This window comes from Pseudomonas sp. P2S-1 (assembly GCF_057197725.1).
In genome coordinates this window covers 257,024-278,242 of the sequence record NZ_CM170068.1, presented here as the reverse complement: position 1 = coordinate 278,242, position 21,219 = coordinate 257,024, and the positions used below count along the sequence as shown (strand labels likewise).

Sequence of the window (21,219 nt, the reverse complement as noted above, 5' to 3'; positions counted from 1 at the left end):
CTCGCTGACACCACCATTTTTGGGACTGCTTTGCAGTCCTTCGCGGGCAAGCCACGCTCCTACCTGATCCGCGATATCCATGCCACCCCGTTTTTTCAGTCTTCCCGCCCCCGGCTATACATCCGGCACTCGGCAACCAACGCCAGCAAATTCGGATCCCGCTCACGACTCTTCAGGAACACCACGCCAATATGCTGCTGCAGCCGATAACGCGGCTGCAGCGGGATCAGCTTGACGCGGTTCTCATACACCGCCGAAATCCGCCCCGGCAACAACGCATACCCCACCCCCGAACTGACCATGCTGAGCAAGGTGAAGATGTCATTCACCTGCATCGCCACATTCGGCTTGAACCCGGCCTGGTCGAACACCCGCGTACCGTCGCGGTGTGTGGCGAAGCCCTGGGTCAGGGTGATGAAGGTCGAGTCGGCGAGGTCGGCAAGGTCCACTTGCGCTTCCACGGCAAAGGGCGAGTCGGTGGGCACGGCAAGGAAGATATCGTCGGAGAACAGCGGCAACTGCTCGCACGCGGGGTCGCTGGTGCTCTCGTCGAGGGACACCAGGATGGCATCCAGTTCGAAATTCTTCAGCCGGTACAGCAGGTCGACGTTGGAACCCAGGATCAGGTCGATATTCAACTCGCTGCGTCGCAGCTTCAGGCCCATGACCAGTTGCGGCACGGTTTTCACCGTCAGCGAGTACAGCGCGCCAAGCTTGAAACGCTCGGAAGAGAACCCGGCAGCCTCGCGGGTCAGGCGCACCATTTCACCGGCGTCCTTGATCAGAGTGCGGGCCTTTTCCTCCAGCACATAGGCACTTTCCAGCGGTGTCAGCTTGCGCCCTTCATGCTTGAACAGCGGGCAACGCAGGGCATTTTCCAGCGAATGGATGGCCCTGTGCACGCTGACACTGCTGGTCTCCAGCTCGCTGGCGGCACGGGCAAGGTTGCCGTTGTGCATGAACGAAAGAAAGATTTCCAGCTTCTTCAGGGTCAGTTCTTCATCGATTTGCATACTCGGGTCCAGGCAGCAAGGAGCTGCCGGTGAGCATATAGGAACGCCGCAAGGACGGGTGACTGCGCGCGCCGTCACCCTCCAGTGTGCTTACATCCAGCCCGGCACCACGAACAGCAGCCAGGCCAGCAGCGGACCGAAGGCCACCACCAGGCCGCTGTAGACCAGGAAGCGACGGAACAACGCTTCGCGCTCTTCCTTCGCCGCCGACGCCACCACCAAGGCGCCATTGGTGGAGAACGGGCTGACATCCACCACGGTCGAGGACACCGCCAGCGCACAGATAACCCCGGCCGCGCCGAGATGCCCCTGCATCAAGAACGGTACCGCCAGCGGGATGGTCGCGCCCAGTACCGCCGCCGAAGAAGCGAACGCGGAGACGATGCCACCGACATAACAGACCAGCAGCGCACCCAGCAGCGGGATGCCGATGGCACTGACGCCGTGGCCGACAAAGTCGACCGCCCCGGCCTTCTGCAGCACCGCGACATAGGTCACCACACCGCTGATCAGCAGCACCGTGGACCAACTGATGCCGTCCACCGCGCCCTTCTGCGCCGACGGCGAGACGATCGCGATCGCCACGGCGACGGTGATTGCCACCAGGCCGACGTTCAGGTCATAGGCCAGCGCGGCGATGCCCAGGCCCAGCAGGCCGACCAGGGTGATCAGGTGATCGCGGTTGATCTGCAGCTCGCTCAGCGCCTGCGGATCATTGGACAGGGTGCCGCCACCGGCACTGAGCAATGCACCATGGCCCTCGATGGCGAACTGTCGCGATGACGCCTGTACACCGGCCAGCAAAGGCTCACTGACCACCACACGACTGCGGGCCAACAGTGCGAGGCCGCCAAAGGCGAAGAAGCAGATGAACGCCATCAGCACGTTGAAGCCGAGGCTGGTGAGAAACACGGCCATTTCCGTGACGTCCAGCCCGGCCTTCTGCACCACCTGGTTGGTGATGCCGCCATACACGCTGATCGGCGAGAAGCCGCCGGCCTGCGCGCCGTGGATCACCAGCAGGCCCATCATCAACGGGTTGATCTCGTACTGCTTGGCAAAGCGCAGCGCGACCGGACCGATGATCGCCACCGCCGCCGGCCCCAGTGCACCAAAGGCGGTGAGCACGGCCGTGACGATGAACATCACCCAGGGAATGGCCACGATATGCCCCCTAACCGCCTTCACCGCCCAATGCACCAGCAGATCGATGGTGCCGTTCTTCTGGGCGATGGCGAACAGATAGGTGATCCCGACCAGGGTCAGGAACAGGTCGGCGGGGAAGCCCGCAAGCACCTCCTTGGCCCCCACGCCGACCCACAGGCCGCCGACGATGAACGCCAAGGCAAAGCCGACGGCCCCCATGTTGATGGGCAGGGCCGTGGCCACGACGAACATGACCACCAGACCGATGATCGTTGCGATTTCCGGACTCATACGGCCTCCCGGGACATCCGCTGCGATTCATTCGATGGCAATCCGTTGTCCAGCGTGATGAAACCGACCCGGGTACAGGTGGCAGGCAGGGCTACACCGTAGATCATCATTGTTCTTATCCTCATGACATCGAAGTTATTGTTCTTGTGCTTCGGTAATCAGTGTCGCTATCGGCTGCGGTTCACCTCTTTCCGCGTTCGTGGATGCACATTAGAAGTGCAGGCCATGGACCATCAATCAAGCGAAGAGGCACTCCATTACGCTCAGGTTAACGATCAGGTTCGGCACCTTGTCATCCTGCGCATGAAGTCGGTGCGAAGTTTCGTGTCGAGCGGATCAGCGGGCGCTGTCGATGATAGAGCCACCATCGGGGGTGAGGCTCGATCCGGTAATGAACTGACTGTCCTTGCTGGCCAGGAACAACACGACCGGGGCAATGTCGTGTTCGGGCGAGCCATAGCGGCCCAATGGATTGGTCGGCGCGGGCGGGCTGATGTCCGGTCCCCAGGTTTCAGCGACCGGCAGCACGTTGTTCACGGTGATCTTGTCTGCCCCCCACTCACGGGCAGCGGTTCGGGTCAGTGCCCGCACGGCCTCTTTCGCCATGTTGTACGGACCATAGCCGACCAGTCCGATGACCCCCGCCATCGAGCCGAAGTTGATGACACGCCCTTCACCGCTCTTTCTCAGGTATGGGTAGGCCGCTTGCATCGCGCGAAGGTAGGCTATGGGGCCAAGGTCGAAATTGCGCTGCAATTGCTCCGCTGACAGGTCGAGGATGGACGAGAACGGTGCATTGGGGTCGAAGGCGTTGTTCACCAGAATGTCGATGCCGCCATAGGCGTCCGCCACCTTGTCGACCGCCGCCTTGAGTTGGTCGGCATTGCCGATATCGCAGGGGATACCGATGGCCGTACCGCCAGCGCCGGTAATCTCGGCAACCACGGCCTCCACGTTCGCGGGTGTGAGCGAGAGGACGGCAACCTTGGCCCCCTCGGCCGCGAACAGCTTGGCGGTGGCTCGGCCGATGCCACGCCCGGCGCCCGTGACAATGGCTACTTTTCCGTTGAGTCGGGACATGTTTTTCTCCTTGGCAGTCAAGACGTGTGTTGTTGCGCAGACGCGATCACGCCATACGGCGAAGGAGTGTCGCGGGCAGCGTTCTGAGTAGTGAATGAGACGGTCAGGAGCACCAGGCCGAGGATGGCCGCAAGCGCGCCCTTGGGCTTGCGCACGCCGAGGTGGGCCGAGCCGGACAGCAGCAGGTGAAAGAAGATGCCGGCGTAGGCCAGGTCGCTCAAAGGCACGCTGATGCGCGACAAGATGGCAAGAGGCCCGAGCACCTTCACCACGACCATGAGCGGCACAAGATAGGGAGCGGGATACTTCAGTTCCGAGAGTGTCTGGCGTACCCAATCCGTCCTGAAGACATAGAGAGTCGCAGATGACAGGTAGAGCAGTGCCAGCAATGCAGTGCAGATCCAGTAGGCGTAGTGCGTAGCCATGAGCAGGCTCCTAACGTTGATTCAAAATCGACATGCACAAAGAATGTCGACTAACATGAGTCATCGCAAGTAGGATGAAAAAGTGGAACATAGTATGGAAAACCAGACTAATGACGGTGTCGAGATCAACATGCACGACGAAATGCGCCGCGCATTCGCGCTGCTTTCGGGCAAGTGGAAGCTGGAGATCATGTGGCTGCTCAACCAGCGGATCTACCGCTTCGGTGAGTTGCGCAAGGCGATTCCAGGAGTCACCCAGCACATGCTGACGGCTCAACTGCGCGAGCTGGAGAGAGACGGCCTGGTGTCGCGTACGGTGTTTGCAGAGGTCCCTCCCCGTGTCGAATACGAAATCACCGACAAGGCACGCGGCCTGGGACCAACGATGGAAGCGCTGACGGCCTGGTGGAAGGAATATGGAGCAAGTCTGCCGGGCAAACCCGTTTCACGAGGTCGCAAAGGGAAAAGCAGCTAGCTGACTTCGCCAGGCTGCATTCCCCCTCCCGGACCCACCTTTACCAGTTATAACTGAGCGAACCCACCACGCTGCGCTCATCACCGTAGCGGCATGAGTTGGCGCAATACAGGTAACGCTCGTTGGCCAGGTTCTGGGCCCGCGCGCTCACCTGCCATTGCTCATTCACCCGGTAGGTGACCCGTGCATCGAACAGGGTGTAGGCCGGGATCTTCCGATCGCTCACGCTCGGGACGGTATGCGTGGTGCCGTTGTAGCGAGCGCCGGTGCCGACGCTGATATCCGGCAGCCCGAATACGCTCAGGCGGTAGTCCAGCCACAACGCGGCACTGTGGTAAGGCGTGCCTTCGATCCGCGAGCCTTCGAGCGTCTTGTCGTTATCGGCAATGATGTGCGCATCGGTGTAGGCGTAGGTGGCGTTCAGCGCCAGATCGGGCGTCAGTTGCGCCTTGGCTTCCAGTTCGAAACCGGTACTGCGCTCCTTGCCGGTCTGCTCGTCGAAATCGGAACCGGCGATCGAGGTCAGCACATTGCGCTGGGTCAGTTGGTACAGCGCAGCGCTGACCAGCAGCTCGCGCCCGTCGGGCTGGTAGCGCACACCAATTTCGTATTGCTCGCCTTCGGTGGGCTCGAAGGTTTCGCCGTTGCTGTCGGTGCCCGCAGACGGCAGGAACGACTGGCTATAGCTGACATAGGGCGCCCAGCCGTTCTGGGCGAGGTACACCAGGCCCACCCGGCCGGTGGTCTTGCGGTCGGTGACGGTGCTGCGCGAACCGTCGCGGTAGTTGCGGGTGTTGTTTTCGGCCCAGTCCTGGCGCATGCCCAGGACCACCACCCAACGCTCGTCGAACTTGGCCTGGTCTTGCAGGTAGAGGCCCATCTGCGTGCTGTGCAGGTCCGAACCGCTGTCCACCGCGGTATTCACCCGCGGCAGGTTGCCGTAGACCGGGTTGGCCAGGTCCAGGGTCGGCGCGGCGCCGCTGTGGCGGTGGCTGTCGTAGGTCTTGCGGTAGTAATCGACGCCACCGAGCAGGGTGTGCTGCCAGTTGCCATGGTCAAGCTGCAGGGTCAGGTTGCTGTCGCTGGTCCAGCCGCTGGAAATGTCTTCGCGCACGTTGTAGCTGCGGGTCAGGTTGTTCAGCCTGGCCCCGGTGACCCGGCTGCTGTTCAGGGTGATGTAGTCATAGTCGGTGCGCGACTCGAAATAGCGGGTGGCATGACGCACTTGCAGGCTATCGCCCAGGCGGCTTTCCAGCAGGTAGCCGAAGGTCTCCAGGGTGCCGTCGTAATGGTCGAAGCCCGGCTCGCCGGGGAACAGGTCATACGGCACCTTGTAGCCCGGCGTGTTGCTGAAGGTGGTCAGGTCGTAGCGGATCGGCGGCGTCAAGGTCGTTTCGGTGCGCTGGTGGCTGGCCAGCAGCGTCAGCCGGGTATCGTCGTCCATTTGCCAGGTCAGGGCGGGAGCAATGTACTGCTTATCGTCATCGATCTCGTCGAACTGGGTGCCGCTGTCGCGTACCAGTGCGGTCAGCCGGTAGCTGAAGCGCCCCTGCTCATCCAGTGCACCACTGTGGTCGGTGGAGAGCTGCCGGCGCTGGTGGTTGCCGTATTCAAGATTGAGTTCGTGCAGCGGCGCCAGGGTCGGCCGCTTGCTGACGGTGTTGACCAGGCCTCCCGGCGCCAGCTGCCCATAGAGCACCGACGACGCGCCCTTGAGCACCTCGACACGCTCCAGGCCATAGGGCTCCTGGCCGCCTTCGAACTGGGTACTCTGCATCTTCATGCCATCACGCAGCACGCTTCCGGTACGCGGGCCGATATCGAAGCCGCGCAGCCGATAGTCATCGGCCACCCGGCTGTAGCCGTTGGGTTGCGTCACCAGGCCGGCGGTGTAGCCGAGCACGTCGGCCAGGCTATCGTGCTGGCGCGAGACCATCTCCTCGCGGGTAATGACCGAGATCGACTGGGGTATCTCCCTCAGCGGAGTGTCGGTCTTGCTCATCGTCGCGCTGCGCTGGGCGACCTTGCTGTAGGCCGGCCCCCAGGCATCCTGCTCGACCGCCATCCCGGACACGTCTATGGCGGAGAGATGCAGGACGTCGTCCGTCCGTGGCCCGATGCTCAGGGCGCCGCTGGGTGTGACGTTCAGTTGCAGCGACGTGCCGCGCAGCGCCTCGTGCAGGGCCTGCTCGGTGCTGAACCGACCACGCAGTGCAGGTACGGTAAGGCCGCGGGCGAGCGCTGCGTCGTAGGAAATGCTGCGCCCGCTCTGCCGGGCGATGGCGGTCAGGGTGGCATCCAGCGCGCCGGCTGGCAGGTCGAAGCCGTGAACCTGCTGTCGGGCATCGGCTTCGCTCGCCGTCACGGCAGGCAGGTGCAGTGCGCTCAAGGTCAGGACGAAGGCCAGCGGTTGCAGTCTGAAACGGTGTATCCGGTACATGGGCAGCGGTCCCGATAGGTAGTCGATGCCACCTGTGTGACGCGAGGGGCCGGGTTATTAAGGGGCGGATGAAAAAATAGTCAGCGCAGGCTCACCTGCGTCCACCAGGCGAATCGCTGTTCGACCCGCACGGGCAAGGTTTCCTGCAGCGTGCGCAGTACCTGCGCGCTGTCGTCCAGCGGGAACACTCCGGAAACCCGCACCCCGGCAGCGTCCGGGCTGATGCGCAGCACGCCCGGCCGATAGGGGCGCAAGGCATCGATCACCGCGCCCAAAGGTTGGTCATGAACTTCCAGATAGCCATCGCCCCAGCGCCCCTCGCCGGCACGGCCGGGGTCCAGCGCACGAATGGCGTTGGCGGACAGTTCCGCGCCCTCACCCGCGCCCAGGTCCAGGCGATCACCATTGGGAGCCTGCAACCGCACCCGAGACTCCTGCACCCAGACATCGGCTGAGCGCTCACGCAGGCTGACGGTAAAGCGCGTCCCCAAGGCACGCACCTGGCCAAACTCAGTGACGACCATCAGCGGCCGCTGCGGGTCGGCGGCCACCTGAATGTTCAGCGCGCCCTCCCGCAGGAAGAGCGTGCGCGACTGTTCGGCGAAGGCAAGGTCCACCCGGCTGCGGGCGTTGAGCACGACCCGGCTGCCGTCCTCCAGGGTGAACGCCTTGCGCTCGGCCAGGCCGGTGGACAGATCGCTCCCGGCAAACGGCAGCAGGCCCAGGCGCTGCAACCACCAGCCACCCACACCGACGCCGGCCAGCGCCAATGCACCGCGCAACAGCCGACGACGGCTGCTCGACTCGCTGCTGAGCACCTGGCGGGCCAACGGCGGCACCTCGGCAAACGCCTGGCCGAGCCGTTGTTCAAGTCGCTGCCAGGCCAGCAGGTGATCCGGGCTGAGGCTCAACCAGTGCTGGAAGCGCTGGCGATCGGCGTCGGTCATGCTTCCCGAGCGGTGCAGCGCCAGCCATTCGATGGCTTCGGCTACCCCCGGCGGCAGTTGGCTTTGCGGCATCGTCACTCCAGCGCCAGATAGCACAGGGTCAGGGCCTTCGCCACGTACTGATGCACGCGAGGCGCCGAGATACCCAACCGTGCGCCGATCTCGGCGTAGGTGAGGTTTTCCAGCTGGCTGTAGAGAAAGGCACTGCGCCCCAGCGGCGACAGGCCATCGAGCATGCGGTCGATACTGGCCAGGGTTTCCAGGGCCTGCACCTGTTCCTGCGCCGACTGCTCGTAGCCCGGTGCTTGCTGGGCCAGCGCCTCCAGGTAAGCACGCTCCAGGTCCCTGCGCCGCCAGCTGGCGAACACCAGTCGCTTGGCGATGGTGGTCAGCAGGGCACGGGGTTCGTGTATGGACTGCGGATCCGGCAGTTTCACCACCTGGACGAAGGTTTCGGAGGCCATGTCGGCAGCGTCATGGCAGCAGCCCAGACGCGCACGCAGGCGCTGGAACAGCCAGTCATGGTGATCCCCGAACATCTGCTGCAAAACACGGTTGCGAATGGCGAGACGCTGGGGATCGGGAAGAGCGGAAGTCATGGGCTTGTTTGCTAATGGTAACTATTAGCAAATGATGCCTTGAGCCTGGCGTTCCCGCAACTGCCGCCCCGTGCTGACGATCAGAAGTAGTACCTGACCGAAGCCCCCAGGGTGGTCGACGGCTGAGGCACAATCACCAGGCCACTGTTCGTGCCATAGGCCACTTCCGTCCCGTAACGGTGCGGCTGGAACGTGCCATACACACTGAACTGATACGCCTGGTAGTCGTAGCTGGCCCGAAGGTCATACCGGGTATAGGGCGGCATTTCATGTTTTTCGGTGCCGATATAGTACGGAATGCCATCCAGGTGGTAGACGTCGGCGTTGAGGGTCAGCTGGCCATCCATGAAATCGTTCCGGTACTGCACGCCCGCCTTGTAGGTGTGCTCGGGCACCACCAGTTGGGCACCTGTTCCGGGCGGCGGATTGTTGATGACGGCATCGATGATTCGCCCATAGCTCATGTAAGTGCTGATGGTGGACGTCAGCTGATAATTGAAGCTCGTTTCCGCTCCCCGACGCGTGGTATCGCCGACCTGCTCATACACACCAGGCGAGGTCTGGACCGTCTCGCTGTCGTTCTCGATGTAGTAGAACTCGGTGGTATTGGAGAAGCGTTCCGTTGGCCTCAGCGTGAAGCCAATATCATAGGACTTGACCTTGCTGGGCCGTACGCTGCTGTTGACCTGGCCACCCGTCTGGCTCGGTGGCAGCGCGCTGCCGCTACCGGAGCTGATGTATTCGGCTGCCGGCGAACGGAACCCCTGCGCCAGGTTGCTGAACAGTTCAAGCTGCTCGATCGGTGTCCAGACCAGTCCGAATTTCGGGGTGGTGACTGCATCGTGATAGCCGGTATCGGCGTTACGGAATTTCAGGTTTTCGATGTCGTAATCGAAGCGGTCGTAGCGAACGCCAGCCAACAACTTCAGCGAGTCGATCGGTTTGTACTGACCCTGGGCGAACACCCCGTAGGTGATCAGATCCATGTCGAAGTCGTAGTAGAAGTTCGGTGTCGGCTCGAAATTCCGATACTGCTGCCGGTAGGCATCGCCTTTGTCACGGCGCACATCAGCCCCGACCATCAGGGACGCGGTGTCCTGATGCACGAAGTTGTAGGCCAGCCGACCGCCATAGATGTCACGGTCATCTTCGCCATAGTTGTGGGTGACCGTGCCATTGGAGATGGCGCGCACGCGCCTGAAGTTTTCGTAGTAGGCGGTGTAGTACAGGCCGGCTTCGTCATAGGCCGGCGCACGGTTGAACACGATCGTATTACGGTTGGCGTTGCCGAAGCCGTAGAGATTGTCGGTGTCCCGGCGGCTGATAGTCCCCGCCCGCAGCGCCGGCAGATTCAGATAGCCGTCGTTCTTGAAGTCCGACTCGTAATGGCTGAAGCGGGCCGAATATTTGGCATCATCAAAGACCTTGGAAAGCTTCCAGAAATAGTTGTCGCGGTTGGTCTCGGCAGCCTTGCGGTAGCCGTTGGTCTTGTATACATCAGCGACGAACAGCGACTCGAAACCTTCATGCTCGCCCGCAAGAACCAGGTTGGCCCGACGACCGTCATAGCTCGCAATGTCCAGGCCGATACTCGAGGCCACATCGCCGCCATCAAGGGTTTCAATGTTCACCGCGCCGGCCCGGTTCTGATCACCGAACAGTGCTGAAACAGGGCCCTTGATCACGTCGACACGCTTGATCATCTGCGGCGTGAGCCACTCCAGGAAGACCGGGCCATGGCCCGCACCGCCCTGGCTCGAGGGGATATTCTGCGGGACGCCGTCCACGTACACCGCGACGTCGGCGCCATGGGTACCATTGGTTGCAAACCCGCGCATGCGGAAACCATTCCCGGTGTCGCCCTGGTCGATATTGTTCGCCACGACGCCAGGCACGCGGCGATAGATGTTGGAGATGTCGCGATCCACATTCAGTGTGCGAATGTCTTCATCGGTGATGGTGGATACCGCAGCGGGCAGGCTTGCGGGCTTGTTGCTGACCTCACCACGCAGCAACGGCTCTATGCGACTGCGACTGCTACCTCTCCCCTCACCGACCACCTCGATGGCTCCCAGCTCCGTCGCCGCCCTGGCCTCTTCTTCCGCAGCCAGGGCCATGTCGAATCCCCCCAGCCCCGCAGTCAGTGCCGCTCCCGTAAAAATCCAAGCCCTGCTGCGTTGTGCCGAATCCTGCATGAGACAATCCCGATTGTGATGTTATAACCTAATATCAGATCACCATACAGGATCGAATCGTCATAAGCCATGGACCCTGGCTTTTCGCGCCAGTCCAGGCGATGCGATTCCCATGACTCACGGGCGGCGCGCTGCAGTTGGTGATTGCCCCGCCACAACCAAAGGACTACTTATGAAATTGGCAGCAACCCTGGCAGCCGCGATCAGCGCGTTGATGATTCAATCGGCAAGTGCCCATGGCATCTGGACCGAGCAGCGCTACGGTCATCTGGAGGTCGTCTATGGGCACGGAGCAGAGGATGGGGCTTACGCGCCCGAGAAGATCAAAGGCGCATGGGCCTATGATGAACATGGCGGGCAGGTGCCAGTGACTGTCGAGCGGCTGGGTGATCACGCTCGATTGACGCCTGTCGCGGCACCGGCAGTGGTCGCGGTGGCACTCGACAATGGGGTGTGGAGCACTGACAAGTCAGGCAAGTCGGTGAACGCACCGATGGCCGAGGTACCAGGGGCCGTGAGTGCCACTCACAGCTACAAGTACAGCCTGGCCATCCTGAAGCCTCACGCCCACCTGCCTGAGCGCCTGAAGATTGCCATGGTCATACGCCCCCTGCAGGATCCGACCGAGGTGGGCGTTGGCAAGATGCTGCCGGTGGAGGTGCTCATCGATGGCAAGCCAGCGGCCAATATCGCGCTGTTCGATGACTATCGGGGCCTCCCCGATGCGCAGAACGTCAAGACTGATGCGCAGGGGCGCGCGAGCATCGCTGTTCGTAATGCCGGACTGAATATCATCGCGGCGCAGGCCAAGGTGCCTGTGACGGGTGGCGGGGTATCGGAGAGGAGTCTGTTTACCTCGTTGAGCTTCGTGGGTGAAGGGCATCAGCACTAGATAGATCGTATCAAGGCCTGACTTCCCGACACCCAGGATTCCATGCACTCGATCATGGGCCTGGAATTCTCGGAGACCACCGGCTTTCGATGGTTTTCCAGCACAACGGCCCCGAAGGGCTAATGCTGATCAGTTGGCAGCCGGGATGGGCGATTGAAAAAAAGGCCCTTCGGGCAATGCCAGTCAGTTAAGCCAATTGGGGCTGCAAAGCGGCCCCAATGCCCTGCCCCCGGTCCTAATGCACACCAGCACAGAACACCTTGATCGCTTCGCAGGCTTCGCGCAGCGAGTCCTCATCCAGTGCGTAGGCAATGCGCAAGTAACCCGGTAGCCCGAACGCGCTCCCCTGCACCACCGCCACGTTGGCCTCTTCCAGCAACCCTCTGGCAACAGCCTCGTCATCCACCAATTGCAGACCGGCCGCCGAACGCTTGCCGAGCAGGCCGCTGCAGTCGGCGAAGGCATAGAAGGCCCCGCCCGGACTCTCGCAACGAAGCCCGGGGGCCTGGTTCAGCAAAGCCACCATTATGTCGCGGCGGCGCTGGAACACTTCCCGGCTCTGCCTGATGAAGTCCTTGGGCCCGTCCAGCGCTGCGATCGCGGCATGCTGGGAGATCGAACAGGCACCGGAGGTCTGTTGCCCCTGGAGCTTTTCCATGGCCTCGAGCAGCCAGCGCGGTCCGGTGGCGAAGCCGATGCGCCAACCGGTCATGGCGTAGGCCTTGGACACGCCGTTCATGGTCAGTGTACGGGCGGCCAGCCGCGGCTCGACCTGGGCCAGGGTCGCGAACTCACGGTCATCGAAGATCAGGTGCTCGTAGATATCGTCAGCCAGCACCAGTACCTGGGGATGGGCCAGAAGCACCTCGGCCAGCGCCTGCAGCTCACTGCGGTCATACACCGCGCCCGTCGGATTGGAGGGTGAGTTGAGAACAAGCCAGCGGGTCTGCGGCCCGATCGCCGAGGACAACGCGTCCGCTGTCAGCTTGAAGCCACTGTCGGCAGCGCAGGGCACGACGCGTGCGACGCCGCCACACAGCTCGACCATTTCCGGATAACTGACCCAGCAAGGCGCCGGCACGATGACCTCGTCACCTTCATTGAGGGTGGCGGCCAGGGCATTGAAGATCACCTGCTTGCCGCCATTGCACACCAGGGTGTCCTGCCAACCGACCTGCAGGCCGTTCTCCCGCTGGTACTTGCGCGCGATCGCCTCGCGCAGCGCGCGCAGGCCCGCGACCTGGGTGTAGCGGGTGTGACCGCTGTCGATGGCGTGGATCGCCGCTGCGCGAATATGCGCCGGGGTGTCGAAGTCTGGCTCGCCAGCACACAGCGAGATGATCCGCGCGCCCTCGGCACGGCGGGCGGCAACGCGGTCGATGACCTGGTAGGTAGCCGATGGCCTCGCGGCCTCCAGGCGCCGGTTCAACGTATTCGGGTTCAAACCACCCTGTGCCTCGGGCGCCGCAGCGGATTCAGTGTCGGACGGACGCATTTCAAGACTTCCCCTTGATGGCTTCGAACTGGCTGTCGTGCATGACCTCTTCCACCGAGCGACCGGCGCGAACCGCTTCGACCATGCCTGCCTGGCGCTGCTCGATGCGCTCGGCCAGGCCCAGGACACCGGCAATGGCATCGGCGGCAATGAACACCGTGCCGCACTCGTCAGCGATGACGTAGTCGTCCTCCGCCACCTCCACGCCCGCCATGCGCACCTTGCTGCCGGCAGCGACCTGAACCAGCCGGTTGCGCGCACTGATCATGGTCACCCCGCGCCCGAACACCGGGTAACCGATCGCCGCGCTGCCGCCGATATCGCGACTGAAACCGTCGATCACCGAACCACGGATTCCCTTGCGTCGGGCCGCGTTGGCAAGAATGTCACCCCAGCTGGAAACTCCGTCGACACCACCGGCGATCACCAGCACGCGATCATCGCTGCTGATCTGTTCCACTACCGGGGTGATCAGGTGGACGGTCGGCGCACTGTCCTGCTTCGGGCCGAGTTGCACGGTGCTGGCGCGACCGACGATCTTCGGACAGTTCCACAGTGGCATCAGGCCATTGGTGGCGCCAGGCAGGCCAAGGAAGTCCAGTGCGTCGGACAGGGTGTTGGTGTCCAGTGTCGCCAGGCGTTCCAGCGGCGTTTTCGAACTCATGGTGGGCAAGCCTCCTGAAAGTGAGGCACAAGTATCGGTAAGGTGTTTCGATACGTATATTACGAAGAAGCTAAGCCTGTCATACCTTGAACCTATGGAATTGAGCCGTGATCAACTTCCGTCTGATACGTCATCTCTGGCTGTTCCTGGCCGTGGCCGAAGACCAGAATTTCAGCCGCGCAGCCAGGCGGCTGGGCATGTCCCAGCCGCCCTTGACCGAGCAGATCCAGGCCCTCGAACAGTCGCTGCGAGTGCAATTGTTCGTTCGCTCGCGGCGCGGCGCGCAGCTGACCCCTGCGGGTGCGGCGATCCTCCCGGCGGTACGCAAGTTCGCCGACCAGCTGGAGCGCCTCGAACTGGCCGTACACGAGGCCGTTGCCGGCCACGCTGGCGTGCTGACCATCGGTGCGATCACCTCGGCGATGATCGATGTGCTGCCGCCCCTGATCGAACGCTTCAAGGAGGACCATCCGCTGATCACCGTATCGGTACGGGAAATCGACAGCGTCGAGGCGATACCGGCGCTGGAAGCTGGCGATATCGACCTCGCCTTCGCCCGGCTGGAGGGGCATCTGGGGCGGCATGTGCAATCGCTGCCGCTGTCGGAGGATCGCCTGGCGGTCGCGCTGCCCAACGACCATCCGCAGGCAGGCGCATCGTCCATTGCCCTGGAGTCACTGGCCGACGAAACCCTGGTCATGGCCTCCCGCGACGTCAGCCCGGTGTACTTCGATTACCTGGTCGGCCTGTGCCGCGACAAGGGCTTTTCGCCGCGCATCGTGCACCAGGTGCGCTCGGTCTCGTCCCAGGTGGCGTTCGTCAGTTGCGGCCAGGGCATCGCCCTGGTGCCCACGTCCATGGACAAGCTGGCCCCGGAAAACGTGGTCATCCGCCCCCTGCATCCGGAGGTGCGGGTGGTCACCACGGCCATGGCCTGGAGCAACCGGCAGCAAAATCCGCTGGTCGCAGCCATGATCGAGCAGATCGAAGCTCGGCAGCAGCGATAGGTTCGGCGTATTACAGGCTTCAGTGCTTCGTATTTTACAAAGCGCCACGGCTGGCCGAGAGTCACCTGTCATTCCCAGGAGAACCGCTTGTGTCCCACCCTGCCCGCTTCACTCATGAAAGGCTGCCCCTGAACATCGACGGGGTCGAACTCGATCTGGCGGTGATCCACCGCGCGGGTACGAAAGCGCCCATCCTGTTCCTGCACGGTTTCGGCTCCACCAAGGAGGACTATGCCGACATCACCCTGCAGGCAGCGTTCGACGGCCACCCCTTCATCGCCTACGACGCGCCGGGTTGCGGCGAAACGCTCTGCGCCGACCTGTCGCGCATCGACATCCCCCTGCTGGTCAAGACCGCGCAGGCAGTGCTCGGGCACTTCGGCATCGAACGGTTTCACTTGGTAGGCCACTCCATGGGCGGCTTGACCGCGCTGATGCTGGCGCACGCCAACCCCCTGCGTGTACTGAGCTTCGTCGACATCGAGGGTAATATCGCGCCCGAAGACTGCTTCCTCAGCCGGCAGATCCACGACCATCGCCGCGACGACGACGAGCGCTTCTTCCGCGACTTCATCGAGCGCACCCGCCTCGCCCCGGACCCGGCCAGCGCGCTGTACGCCGCAAGCCTGGCGCACAAGGTTCGCTGTGGTGCGGTGCGGAGCATCTTCGAGTCCATGGTCGAACTGTCCGACCATGGCGACCTGATGCACAGGTTCCTCGCGCTACCCTTCCCGCGCCAGTACATGTACGGCGCCAGCAACGCCCACCTGTCCTACCTCGCCCATATCGGCGCGCAAGGCGTCGAGCTGGCGTGCATACCGGACTGCGGGCACTTCCCCATGTACTCGAATCCGCTGCTGATGTGGCAGCGGATCAAGACATTGCAGGACCGCGCCTGATCAGCCCCGGGCACCGGCATAGGCGGTACTGCTGCGCAGCCCGGTGTTTTCCTCGACGTTGCCAGTGCCGTCCAGGTAGCCGTGCTTGCGCAGATCGGGCATCAGCACGGCCGCCAGCAGGGTGATGGCGCTCATGGCCGCCACATAGTAGTAGAAGTAGGACTCGACCCCGGCCCCGCGCAGCAGCAGCGCCACATACTCGGCAGTGCCGCCGCACAGCGCATTGCCGATTGCGTAGGGCAGGCCGACCCCCAGGGCGCGAACGGTGGCAGGATACAGGTCGGCCTTGAGCACCCCGGTCACCGGCGTATAGAACGCCGCGATCAGTAACCCGCCCATGACCAGGGCAAAGGCTTCGTAGGGGTTGCTGACATTCTTCAGGCCCGTGAGCAGCGGCACGACGAACAAGCAGGAGAGCACGCCGAAGGCGATCATGCTGTTGCGCGAGCCGATACGGTCGGCAAGCATGCCGTAGACCGGCTGCAGGCACATGAACACCACCAGGGCTGCGGTCATGATGAAGCTGACGGTGGACGGTTCGAAACCGGCCGAGACCACCAGGTACTTCTGCATGTAGGTGGAGAAGGTGTAGAAGTGCAGCGAGCAGCCGGCGGTGATGGCCATGGTCAGCAGGATGGCTTTCTTGTGCCGCATCAGCGCCTTGATCGAACCCGCTTCCTTGTGTCGCTCACCCTGGACGTGGGCGGTTTCCAGCATGGAGCGACGCAGGTAGACCACCACCAGCGCACTCACCGCGCCGATCAGGAACGGAATCCGCCAGCCCCAGGCCTTGAGCTCTTCCAGCGGCAGGATGTTCTGCAGCGCGACCACGGTCAGCAGGGCCAGGAGCTGCCCGGCGATGATGGTGAAGTACTGGAACGAGCCGAAGAAGCAGCGCTTGCCCTTCCTGGACACCTCACTGATGTAGGTGGCGCCAGTGCCGTATTCCGCGCCGACCGACAGCCCCTGCATCAGGCGCGCGACCAGCAGCAGGACCGGAGCGGCCATGCCGATGGTTTCGTAGGTTGGCAGCACGGCGATCATCAGCGAACCGCCACACATCAGGAACACCGAGATGATCATCGAGAAGCGCCGGCCGCGGGTATCGGCGATATAGCCGAAGATCCAGCCGCCCAGCGGGCGCATGAAGAAGCCGACCGCGAAGATGCCGGCGGTGGCCAGTAATTGCGTGGTCTGGTCGCCCTGGGGGAAGAACAGCGCGGCGAAGTAGATCGAGGTGTAGGCGTAGATGAAGAAGTCGTACCACTCCACCAGGTTGCCCGAGCATGCGCCCAGGATGGCGCGAATGCGCTGGCTGTTGGTCAGGTTGCGGATATCGGGCGAAGCAGCATTATTGTTGTTGGCGTGCATGGGAAAACTCCGGATCGAAGACGAACGCAGGCGGGGAACGGGAGGCGTCGATTACAGATGGGGAGTCGCCGCTGGCGGGCACGAAACGGGAGGCAGGACACGGGGGGTCGTTACAGACATCTTGGGCACCTTCGGGATCTATTGTTCTAGTAAGCCGGCCAGGTCACCGGCTTTTATTCCCGGGCAAAGCTACGCCCCCGATCCCATGACAACCAGACCCGCTGCCCTCTAGCAGTTATGCCTCGTTTGCATAGCTGGCAGTGGCCAGCTCAGAGCATATGCCCGGCCCAGATCCCCTCGCCGACCAGCTCTGCGGCGATCTCGACGAAGGTCTCCCCGACGTAGCGCGTGGCGGGGCTGACATGCCGGTCCGCAGGCGAGACCAGCACCAGCTTGCGCATCGGCGTGGGGTCGATCAACGGCGCCGCACACAGGGTGCCGTCCTTGAGATGGGCGTAGATGGAGGCCAGCGGCAAGGCCGTGAACCCGAAGCCGTTGCGCACCAGGTCGATCATCGCGCCGAAGGAGTCGGCCTCGACGCTGGTGGTGATCTTGAAGCCACGCTCCAGCGCGCACTGGTCCATGATCTTGCGCAGGCCGTGGCGCGGACTGGGCAGGACCATCGGCTCGCCGGACAGCTCGCTGAAGGAGACGGCCCTGTCGCGATCGAGCCCCGCTTCAGCGGGACCGACCAACACCAGGTTCTCCATCATCACCGGCTCGATGCGCAGCGTGTGCAGGGGCTGCGGGTCGTAGGAGATGGCCAGTTCCAGTTCGCCGCGCTGCAGCCAGTCCAGCAGGTAACCGCTGAATGCGGAAGAAAAGCGGATGGACAGGTCGGGGTGGGTATCGCGGATGCGCTTGACCAGGGGCACGGTCACGATTTCGGCGATGGTCGGGGTGGTACCGATCGCGACCATCCCCCTGAAGGCCGCCCGACCGCCCGCAACCGAGGTACGGATGGATTCGAGCTCGTTCATGATGCGTGTCGCCCGCTCGAGGACCTCGAGTCCGGCGGCCGTGATTTCCATGCCGCGGCCATGGCGTTCGAACAGATAGACGCCGAGCTCCTTCTCCAACTGGCGGATCTGCCTGCTCAACGCAGGCTGGGCAACGTGCAAACGGTCGGAAGCCTTGCTCAGGCTGCCAAGCTCGGCCACATGGATAAGGGTTTTCAGTTGCACTACGTCCATCGGTCGACCATCGCAAGCGGGAAGGAAAGGCGCTCGAGACGGCGCTTCAAATCAGTCTAAACACCGCCCTGCCGGGCAGCTATACATTCTCGGCATAACAGATAGACAGAAGCGCGGCTTGAACGACAGTGCAATGCGCCCCTGTAGAAGCAGACGCATCCTGGTTCAGACCTGCTCGGTACGCGATAGCGCAGGCTGGGCGGGATTTTCCTCAGGGGAGTCCTGCAACTCCCCCTCCCACTTGGCAACCACTGCCGTGGCGATGGAATTGCCCACCGCATTGGTCGCCGAGCGCCCCATGTCGAGGAAGGTATCGATGCCGAGGATCAACAGCAGCCCCGCCTCGGGAATGTCGAACTGGACCAGGGTCGCGGCAATCACCACCAGGGACGCGCGGGGCACGCCGGCCAGGCCCTTGGAGGTGAGCATCAGGGTCAGCAGCATGAGGATCTGCGTTCCAAGGGTCATCTCGATGCCATAGGCCTGGGCGATGAACAGCACGGCGAAGGTGCAGTACATCATCGATCCGTCGAGGTTGAAGGAATAGCCCATGGGCATGACGAAGCTGGAGATCTTGCGACTGACGCCGAAGCGGTCCAGCGCCGCCAGCAGCTTGGGATAGGCCGACTCGGAGCTGGCGGTGGCGAAGGCGAGCATGAAGGCCTCCTTGATCAACCCCAGCAGGACGAACACCCGCCGCCCGAGGAACACCGCCCCGGCCAGCACCAACAGGCACCAGAGCATCCCCAACCCCATGTAGAAGTCGCGCATGAACACGGCGAAGGTGGCCAGGATCGACAGGCCGTTGACCGCTACCGTGGACGCCATCGCCGCCATCACGGCCAGCGGCGCCAGCTTCATCACATAGCCGGTGATCATCAGCATCGCCTGGGCCAGCTCGTCGGTCAGGCGCACCAGGCCCTTGGCCTTCTCCCCCAGCGCGGCCAGGGCGACACCGAAGAACAGCGAGAACACGACGATCTGCAGGATCTCGTTGTTGGCCAGCGCCTCGGCGAAGGACCTCGGCACCAGGTGAGTGACGAAGCCCTTGAGGGTGAAGGCCGATGTCTCCAGTGACGAACTCTGGTGCACGTCCGGCAGCGGCAAGGCCAGGTGAAGCCCCGGCTGCAGGATGTTCGCCATCATCAGGCCCACCGCCAGCGACAGCAACGAGGCGGTCATGAACCACAGCATCGACTTGCCGAAGACCCGCCCTACCGCTCCGGCATCGCCCATATGGGCAATGCCCACCACCAGGGTGGAGAACACCAGCGGTCCGATCAGCATCTTGATCAGGCGCAGGAAGACGTCGGAGACCACCGAGATATAGCCGGCCGTGGCCACGGCATCGGCCTTGGTCTCACTGGTGAGGAAAATGATGTAGCCGAGCACTACGCCCAGCGTCATGGTCAGCAGTATCCAGCCCGCCAGCGGTAATCTGAATTTCATGAAGCACCTGTAATCAAGTAAAGGGTACCGGCACCGCCAGGGCGGTGAGTCACGGAACGAGATAGGACAGTGCAAGATGCCGGAGCCGGCAGGGTGAGGAGGGTTCTGCAGCGCAGGCCTGATCCAGACGGCTGAATCGCGCAAGCAGACCGCGCAGGTTGCTGATGAACATGGGGCTTTCCTCGATATTGTTGTTGTTTTGATCGGCGCGCCCTCGCGGGGCGGCCTGTGGCAAAACTAACGCCTTGCCCGCGCGGTAATAAGTGTCAACGGCGCCTAACAGCTATGCCGGCAATGCATAGCCGCTCCCCGCTTCCCCTGCCATGCCCCCAGCGACACACGGCGGCGCGAGCTATGCCGCAGCGGCATATCTCAAAGAAAAAAACGGTAGTCGTCCTCACCGCAGTCTCTCGCCATGATGCGAGGAAACAAAAGCAGCACTGCCGGGAGAGACCCCATGTCATCGCAAGAAGCTGAACAACACTGGCAAGAGGACGTGTTCCGCGTCCTGAAGGCCCATGACGTCAAGCACGTCGTGTTCGTACCGGACGCCGGTCACTCGGCGGCCATCCGCATGTCCTACCAGGACCCCGATATCAAGGCCGTGGTGCTGACCACCGAAGAGGAAGGCATTGGCTACCTGGCGGGCGCCTGGCTGGGTGGCGAGCGTGGCGCCCTGCTGATGCAGTCCAGCGGTGTCGGCAACTGCATCAATACCCTGGCCCTGCAGAACTGCGCCGGTTTCCCGTTGCTGATGGTGGTGACCATGCGTGGCGACTGGGCGGAATTCAACGCCTGGCAAAACCCGATGGGCCAGGCCACCGAAGCCTCGCTCAACCTGATGAAGGTGCTGACCTGGCGCGCCGACAAGCCCGAAGACGTCGCCCCGCTGCTGCACGGCGCCGCCACCATGGCCTTCAACGGCGATTCCGCCACCGCCCTGCTGCTCGGCCAGCGCCTGATCGGAGAAAAGAAATGGGTCAAGTAAGCGCCAACCACGTGCTGTGCCGCCGCGAAGTGGTGCGCACCCTGCTCGCCGACCGCCACGACGTGCTGGTAGTCACCGGCCTGGGCTCGGCCTCCTATGACGTCATGGCCGCCGGTGACCATGACAACAATTACTACCTGTGGGCCGCCATGGGCAGCGCCATCACCGTCGGCCTCGGCCTGGCCAATGCGCAGCCCGACAAGAGCGTGGTAGTCATCACGGGTGACGGCGAGCTGCTGATGGGCTTCGGCGCCCTGGCCACCGTTTCCCTGCAGCAACCGAAGAACCTGACCATCGTGGTCCTGGACAACGGCCACTTCGGTGAGACCGGGATGCAGGTCAGCCATGCCGGGTTCGGCATCAAGCTCGACCAGGTGGCCAACACCTGCGGCTTTGCCTGGACCCGGGAAATCCGCGAGATGGACGGCGTACATGACCTGCGCGAACGCTTTGCCGACCGCCAAGGGGTGAAGCTGGCCACCGTGAAGATCAAGGCGGAAAACCCGCCCCGCGTGCTGCCACCGCGCGATGGTCACTACATCAAGAACCGCTTCCGTGCTGCCCTGGGCTTCCAGCCTATCTGACCGTTTTGGGCGGTACCGGCGGCCGATCCACGAAGACGCCGGCGGTACTGTCCTTCCTGGAGAACA

The 21,219-nt window shown here is 63.0% G+C and carries 20 protein-coding genes; 6 read left to right on the top strand and 14 right to left on the bottom strand.

What is annotated here, in order from left to right; translation table 11 throughout:
- Positions 1-95: 95 nt before the first annotated feature.
- The 4 genes from AC2CQI_RS01370 to AC2CQI_RS01355 all read right to left on the bottom strand — a co-directional run bounded on the left by AC2CQI_RS01370 (position 96) and on the right by AC2CQI_RS01355 (position 3,955).
- The gene (locus AC2CQI_RS01370) at positions 96-1,013 is read right to left on the bottom strand and encodes a LysR family transcriptional regulator (protein ID WP_075804217.1); all 918 of its coding nucleotides are present in this window, start codon (positions 1,011-1,013) and stop codon (positions 96-98) included.
- Between the two features lie 90 nt (positions 1,014-1,103).
- Positions 1,104-2,450: an SLC13 family permease gene (locus AC2CQI_RS01365; protein ID WP_484578878.1), complete on the bottom strand. Its 1,347-nt coding sequence runs from the start codon at positions 2,448-2,450 to the stop codon at positions 1,104-1,106.
- 336 nt (positions 2,451-2,786) lie between these two features.
- Entirely contained in the window at positions 2,787-3,530 is a 744-nt protein-coding gene (locus AC2CQI_RS01360) for an SDR family NAD(P)-dependent oxidoreductase (protein ID WP_484578877.1), read from the bottom strand.
- Positions 3,531-3,547: 17 nt separating this feature from the next.
- On the bottom strand, positions 3,548-3,955 hold the full coding sequence (locus AC2CQI_RS01355; protein ID WP_484578876.1) for a DoxX family protein: 408 nt from the start codon (positions 3,953-3,955) through the stop codon (positions 3,548-3,550).
- Between the two features lie 94 nt (positions 3,956-4,049).
- Here AC2CQI_RS01355 and AC2CQI_RS01350 point away from each other — a divergent pair, with 94 nt between their 5' ends.
- A complete protein-coding gene (locus AC2CQI_RS01350; RefSeq protein ID WP_075804213.1) occupies positions 4,050-4,430 on the top strand; it encodes a winged helix-turn-helix transcriptional regulator in 381 nt (126 codons plus the stop codon).
- A 40-nt stretch (positions 4,431-4,470) separates the two neighbouring features.
- Here the strand turns inward: AC2CQI_RS01350 and AC2CQI_RS01345 are convergent, their stop codons facing one another.
- The 4 genes from AC2CQI_RS01345 to AC2CQI_RS01330 form a co-directional block, all read right to left on the bottom strand.
- Complete coding sequence (locus AC2CQI_RS01345) at positions 4,471-6,870, bottom strand: TonB-dependent siderophore receptor (RefSeq protein WP_484578875.1); 2,400 nt, start codon at positions 6,868-6,870, stop codon at positions 4,471-4,473.
- A gap of 80 nt (positions 6,871-6,950) precedes the next feature.
- Positions 6,951-7,889: a FecR family protein gene (locus AC2CQI_RS01340; RefSeq protein ID WP_484578874.1), complete on the bottom strand. Its 939-nt coding sequence runs from the start codon at positions 7,887-7,889 to the stop codon at positions 6,951-6,953.
- Between the two features lie 2 nt (positions 7,890-7,891).
- Positions 7,892-8,416, bottom strand: a complete 525-nt coding sequence (locus AC2CQI_RS01335) for a sigma-70 family RNA polymerase sigma factor (protein WP_484578873.1) — start codon at positions 8,414-8,416, stop codon at positions 7,892-7,894.
- An 80-nt stretch (positions 8,417-8,496) separates the two neighbouring features.
- The gene (locus AC2CQI_RS01330) at positions 8,497-10,611 is read right to left on the bottom strand and encodes a TonB-dependent receptor (RefSeq protein WP_484578872.1); all 2,115 of its coding nucleotides are present in this window, start codon (positions 10,609-10,611) and stop codon (positions 8,497-8,499) included.
- 172 nt (positions 10,612-10,783) lie between these two features.
- On the opposite strand from AC2CQI_RS01330, the gene AC2CQI_RS01325 reads away from it, so the two are divergent.
- Positions 10,784-11,503 carry a DUF4198 domain-containing protein gene (locus AC2CQI_RS01325; protein ID WP_484578871.1) on the top strand — a complete coding sequence of 240 codons (720 nt, stop codon included), beginning with the start codon at positions 10,784-10,786 and terminating at the stop codon, positions 11,501-11,503.
- A gap of 235 nt (positions 11,504-11,738) precedes the next feature.
- On the opposite strand, the gene AC2CQI_RS01320 is transcribed toward AC2CQI_RS01325, so the two are convergent.
- A complete protein-coding gene (locus AC2CQI_RS01320; RefSeq protein ID WP_484578870.1) occupies positions 11,739-12,998 on the bottom strand; it encodes a pyridoxal phosphate-dependent aminotransferase in 1,260 nt (419 codons plus the stop codon).
- Between the two features lies 1 nt (position 12,999).
- Positions 13,000-13,662, bottom strand: a complete 663-nt coding sequence (locus tag AC2CQI_RS01315; protein WP_484578869.1) for an RraA family protein — start codon at positions 13,660-13,662, stop codon at positions 13,000-13,002.
- Between the two features lie 107 nt (positions 13,663-13,769).
- Here AC2CQI_RS01315 and AC2CQI_RS01310 point away from each other — a divergent pair, with 107 nt between their 5' ends.
- Both AC2CQI_RS01310 and AC2CQI_RS01305 read left to right on the top strand, forming a co-directional pair.
- Positions 13,770-14,669 carry a LysR substrate-binding domain-containing protein gene (locus AC2CQI_RS01310; protein WP_484578868.1) on the top strand — a complete coding sequence of 300 codons (900 nt, stop codon included), beginning with the start codon at positions 13,770-13,772 and terminating at the stop codon, positions 14,667-14,669.
- Between the two features lie 89 nt (positions 14,670-14,758).
- Positions 14,759-15,568 carry an alpha/beta fold hydrolase gene (locus tag AC2CQI_RS01305; RefSeq protein WP_484578867.1) on the top strand — a complete coding sequence of 270 codons (810 nt, stop codon included), beginning with the start codon at positions 14,759-14,761 and terminating at the stop codon, positions 15,566-15,568.
- Here AC2CQI_RS01305 and AC2CQI_RS01300 read toward each other — a convergent pair whose 3' ends face one another.
- From AC2CQI_RS01300 to AC2CQI_RS01285, 4 genes are all read right to left on the bottom strand, one after another.
- A complete protein-coding gene (locus tag AC2CQI_RS01300; RefSeq protein WP_484578866.1) occupies positions 15,569-16,939 on the bottom strand; it encodes an MFS family transporter in 1,371 nt (456 codons plus the stop codon).
- Between the two features lie 269 nt (positions 16,940-17,208).
- The gene (locus AC2CQI_RS01295; protein WP_484578865.1) at positions 17,209-18,132 is read right to left on the bottom strand and encodes a LysR family transcriptional regulator; all 924 of its coding nucleotides are present in this window, start codon (positions 18,130-18,132) and stop codon (positions 17,209-17,211) included.
- A gap of 165 nt (positions 18,133-18,297) precedes the next feature.
- Positions 18,298-19,581, bottom strand: a complete 1,284-nt coding sequence (locus AC2CQI_RS01290) for a dicarboxylate/amino acid:cation symporter (protein WP_484578864.1) — start codon at positions 19,579-19,581, stop codon at positions 18,298-18,300.
- A 49-nt stretch (positions 19,582-19,630) separates the two neighbouring features.
- The gene (locus AC2CQI_RS01285) at positions 19,631-19,753 is read right to left on the bottom strand and encodes a hypothetical protein (protein WP_484578863.1); all 123 of its coding nucleotides are present in this window, start codon (positions 19,751-19,753) and stop codon (positions 19,631-19,633) included.
- Between the two features lie 285 nt (positions 19,754-20,038).
- Between AC2CQI_RS01285 and AC2CQI_RS01280 the strand changes: the two genes are divergently transcribed.
- Positions 20,039-20,569 carry a thiamine pyrophosphate-binding protein gene (locus AC2CQI_RS01280; RefSeq protein ID WP_484578862.1) on the top strand — a complete coding sequence of 177 codons (531 nt, stop codon included), beginning with the start codon at positions 20,039-20,041 and terminating at the stop codon, positions 20,567-20,569.
- Entirely contained in the window at positions 20,557-21,153 is a 597-nt protein-coding gene (locus tag AC2CQI_RS01275) for a thiamine pyrophosphate-dependent enzyme (protein ID WP_484578861.1), read from the top strand. The genes AC2CQI_RS01280 and AC2CQI_RS01275 overlap by 13 nt, the downstream gene beginning before the upstream one ends.
- Positions 21,154-21,219: the final 66 nt, after the last annotated feature.

Excerpts from the sequence above, each read along its gene's own strand:
- AC2CQI_RS01325 (WP_484578871.1), top strand. The coding sequence starts at position 10,784 with ATGAAATTGGCAGCAACCCTGGCAGCCGCGATCAGCGCGTTGATGATT.
- AC2CQI_RS01350 (WP_075804213.1), top strand. The coding sequence starts at position 4,050 with ATGGAAAACCAGACTAATGACGGTGTCGAGATCAACATGCACGACGAA.
- AC2CQI_RS01360 (WP_484578877.1), bottom strand. The coding sequence starts at position 3,530 with ATGTCCCGACTCAACGGAAAAGTAGCCATTGTCACGGGCGCCGGGCGT.
- AC2CQI_RS01295 (WP_484578865.1), bottom strand. The coding sequence starts at position 18,132 with ATGGACGTAGTGCAACTGAAAACCCTTATCCATGTGGCCGAGCTTGGC.
- AC2CQI_RS01335 (WP_484578873.1), bottom strand. The coding sequence starts at position 8,416 with ATGACTTCCGCTCTTCCCGATCCCCAGCGTCTCGCCATTCGCAACCGT.
- AC2CQI_RS01300 (WP_484578866.1), bottom strand. The coding sequence starts at position 16,939 with ATGCACGCCAACAACAATAATGCTGCTTCGCCCGATATCCGCAACCTG.
- AC2CQI_RS01365 (WP_484578878.1), bottom strand. The coding sequence starts at position 2,450 with ATGAGTCCGGAAATCGCAACGATCATCGGTCTGGTGGTCATGTTCGTC.
- AC2CQI_RS01330 (WP_484578872.1), bottom strand. The coding sequence starts at position 10,611 with ATGCAGGATTCGGCACAACGCAGCAGGGCTTGGATTTTTACGGGAGCG.
- AC2CQI_RS01370 (WP_075804217.1), bottom strand. The coding sequence starts at position 1,013 with ATGCAAATCGATGAAGAACTGACCCTGAAGAAGCTGGAAATCTTTCTT.
- AC2CQI_RS01320 (WP_484578870.1), bottom strand. The coding sequence starts at position 12,998 with ATGCGTCCGTCCGACACTGAATCCGCTGCGGCGCCCGAGGCACAGGGT.
- AC2CQI_RS01340 (WP_484578874.1), bottom strand. The coding sequence starts at position 7,889 with ATGCCGCAAAGCCAACTGCCGCCGGGGGTAGCCGAAGCCATCGAATGG.
- AC2CQI_RS01285 (WP_484578863.1), bottom strand. The coding sequence starts at position 19,753 with ATGTTCATCAGCAACCTGCGCGGTCTGCTTGCGCGATTCAGCCGTCTG.
- AC2CQI_RS01290 (WP_484578864.1), bottom strand. The coding sequence starts at position 19,581 with ATGAAATTCAGATTACCGCTGGCGGGCTGGATACTGCTGACCATGACG.
- AC2CQI_RS01355 (WP_484578876.1), bottom strand. The coding sequence starts at position 3,955 with ATGGCTACGCACTACGCCTACTGGATCTGCACTGCATTGCTGGCACTG.
- AC2CQI_RS01280 (WP_484578862.1), top strand. The coding sequence starts at position 20,039 with ATGTCATCGCAAGAAGCTGAACAACACTGGCAAGAGGACGTGTTCCGC.
- AC2CQI_RS01275 (WP_484578861.1), top strand. The coding sequence starts at position 20,557 with ATGGGTCAAGTAAGCGCCAACCACGTGCTGTGCCGCCGCGAAGTGGTG.
- AC2CQI_RS01345 (WP_484578875.1), bottom strand. The coding sequence starts at position 6,870 with ATGTACCGGATACACCGTTTCAGACTGCAACCGCTGGCCTTCGTCCTG.
- AC2CQI_RS01315 (WP_484578869.1), bottom strand. The coding sequence starts at position 13,662 with ATGAGTTCGAAAACGCCGCTGGAACGCCTGGCGACACTGGACACCAAC.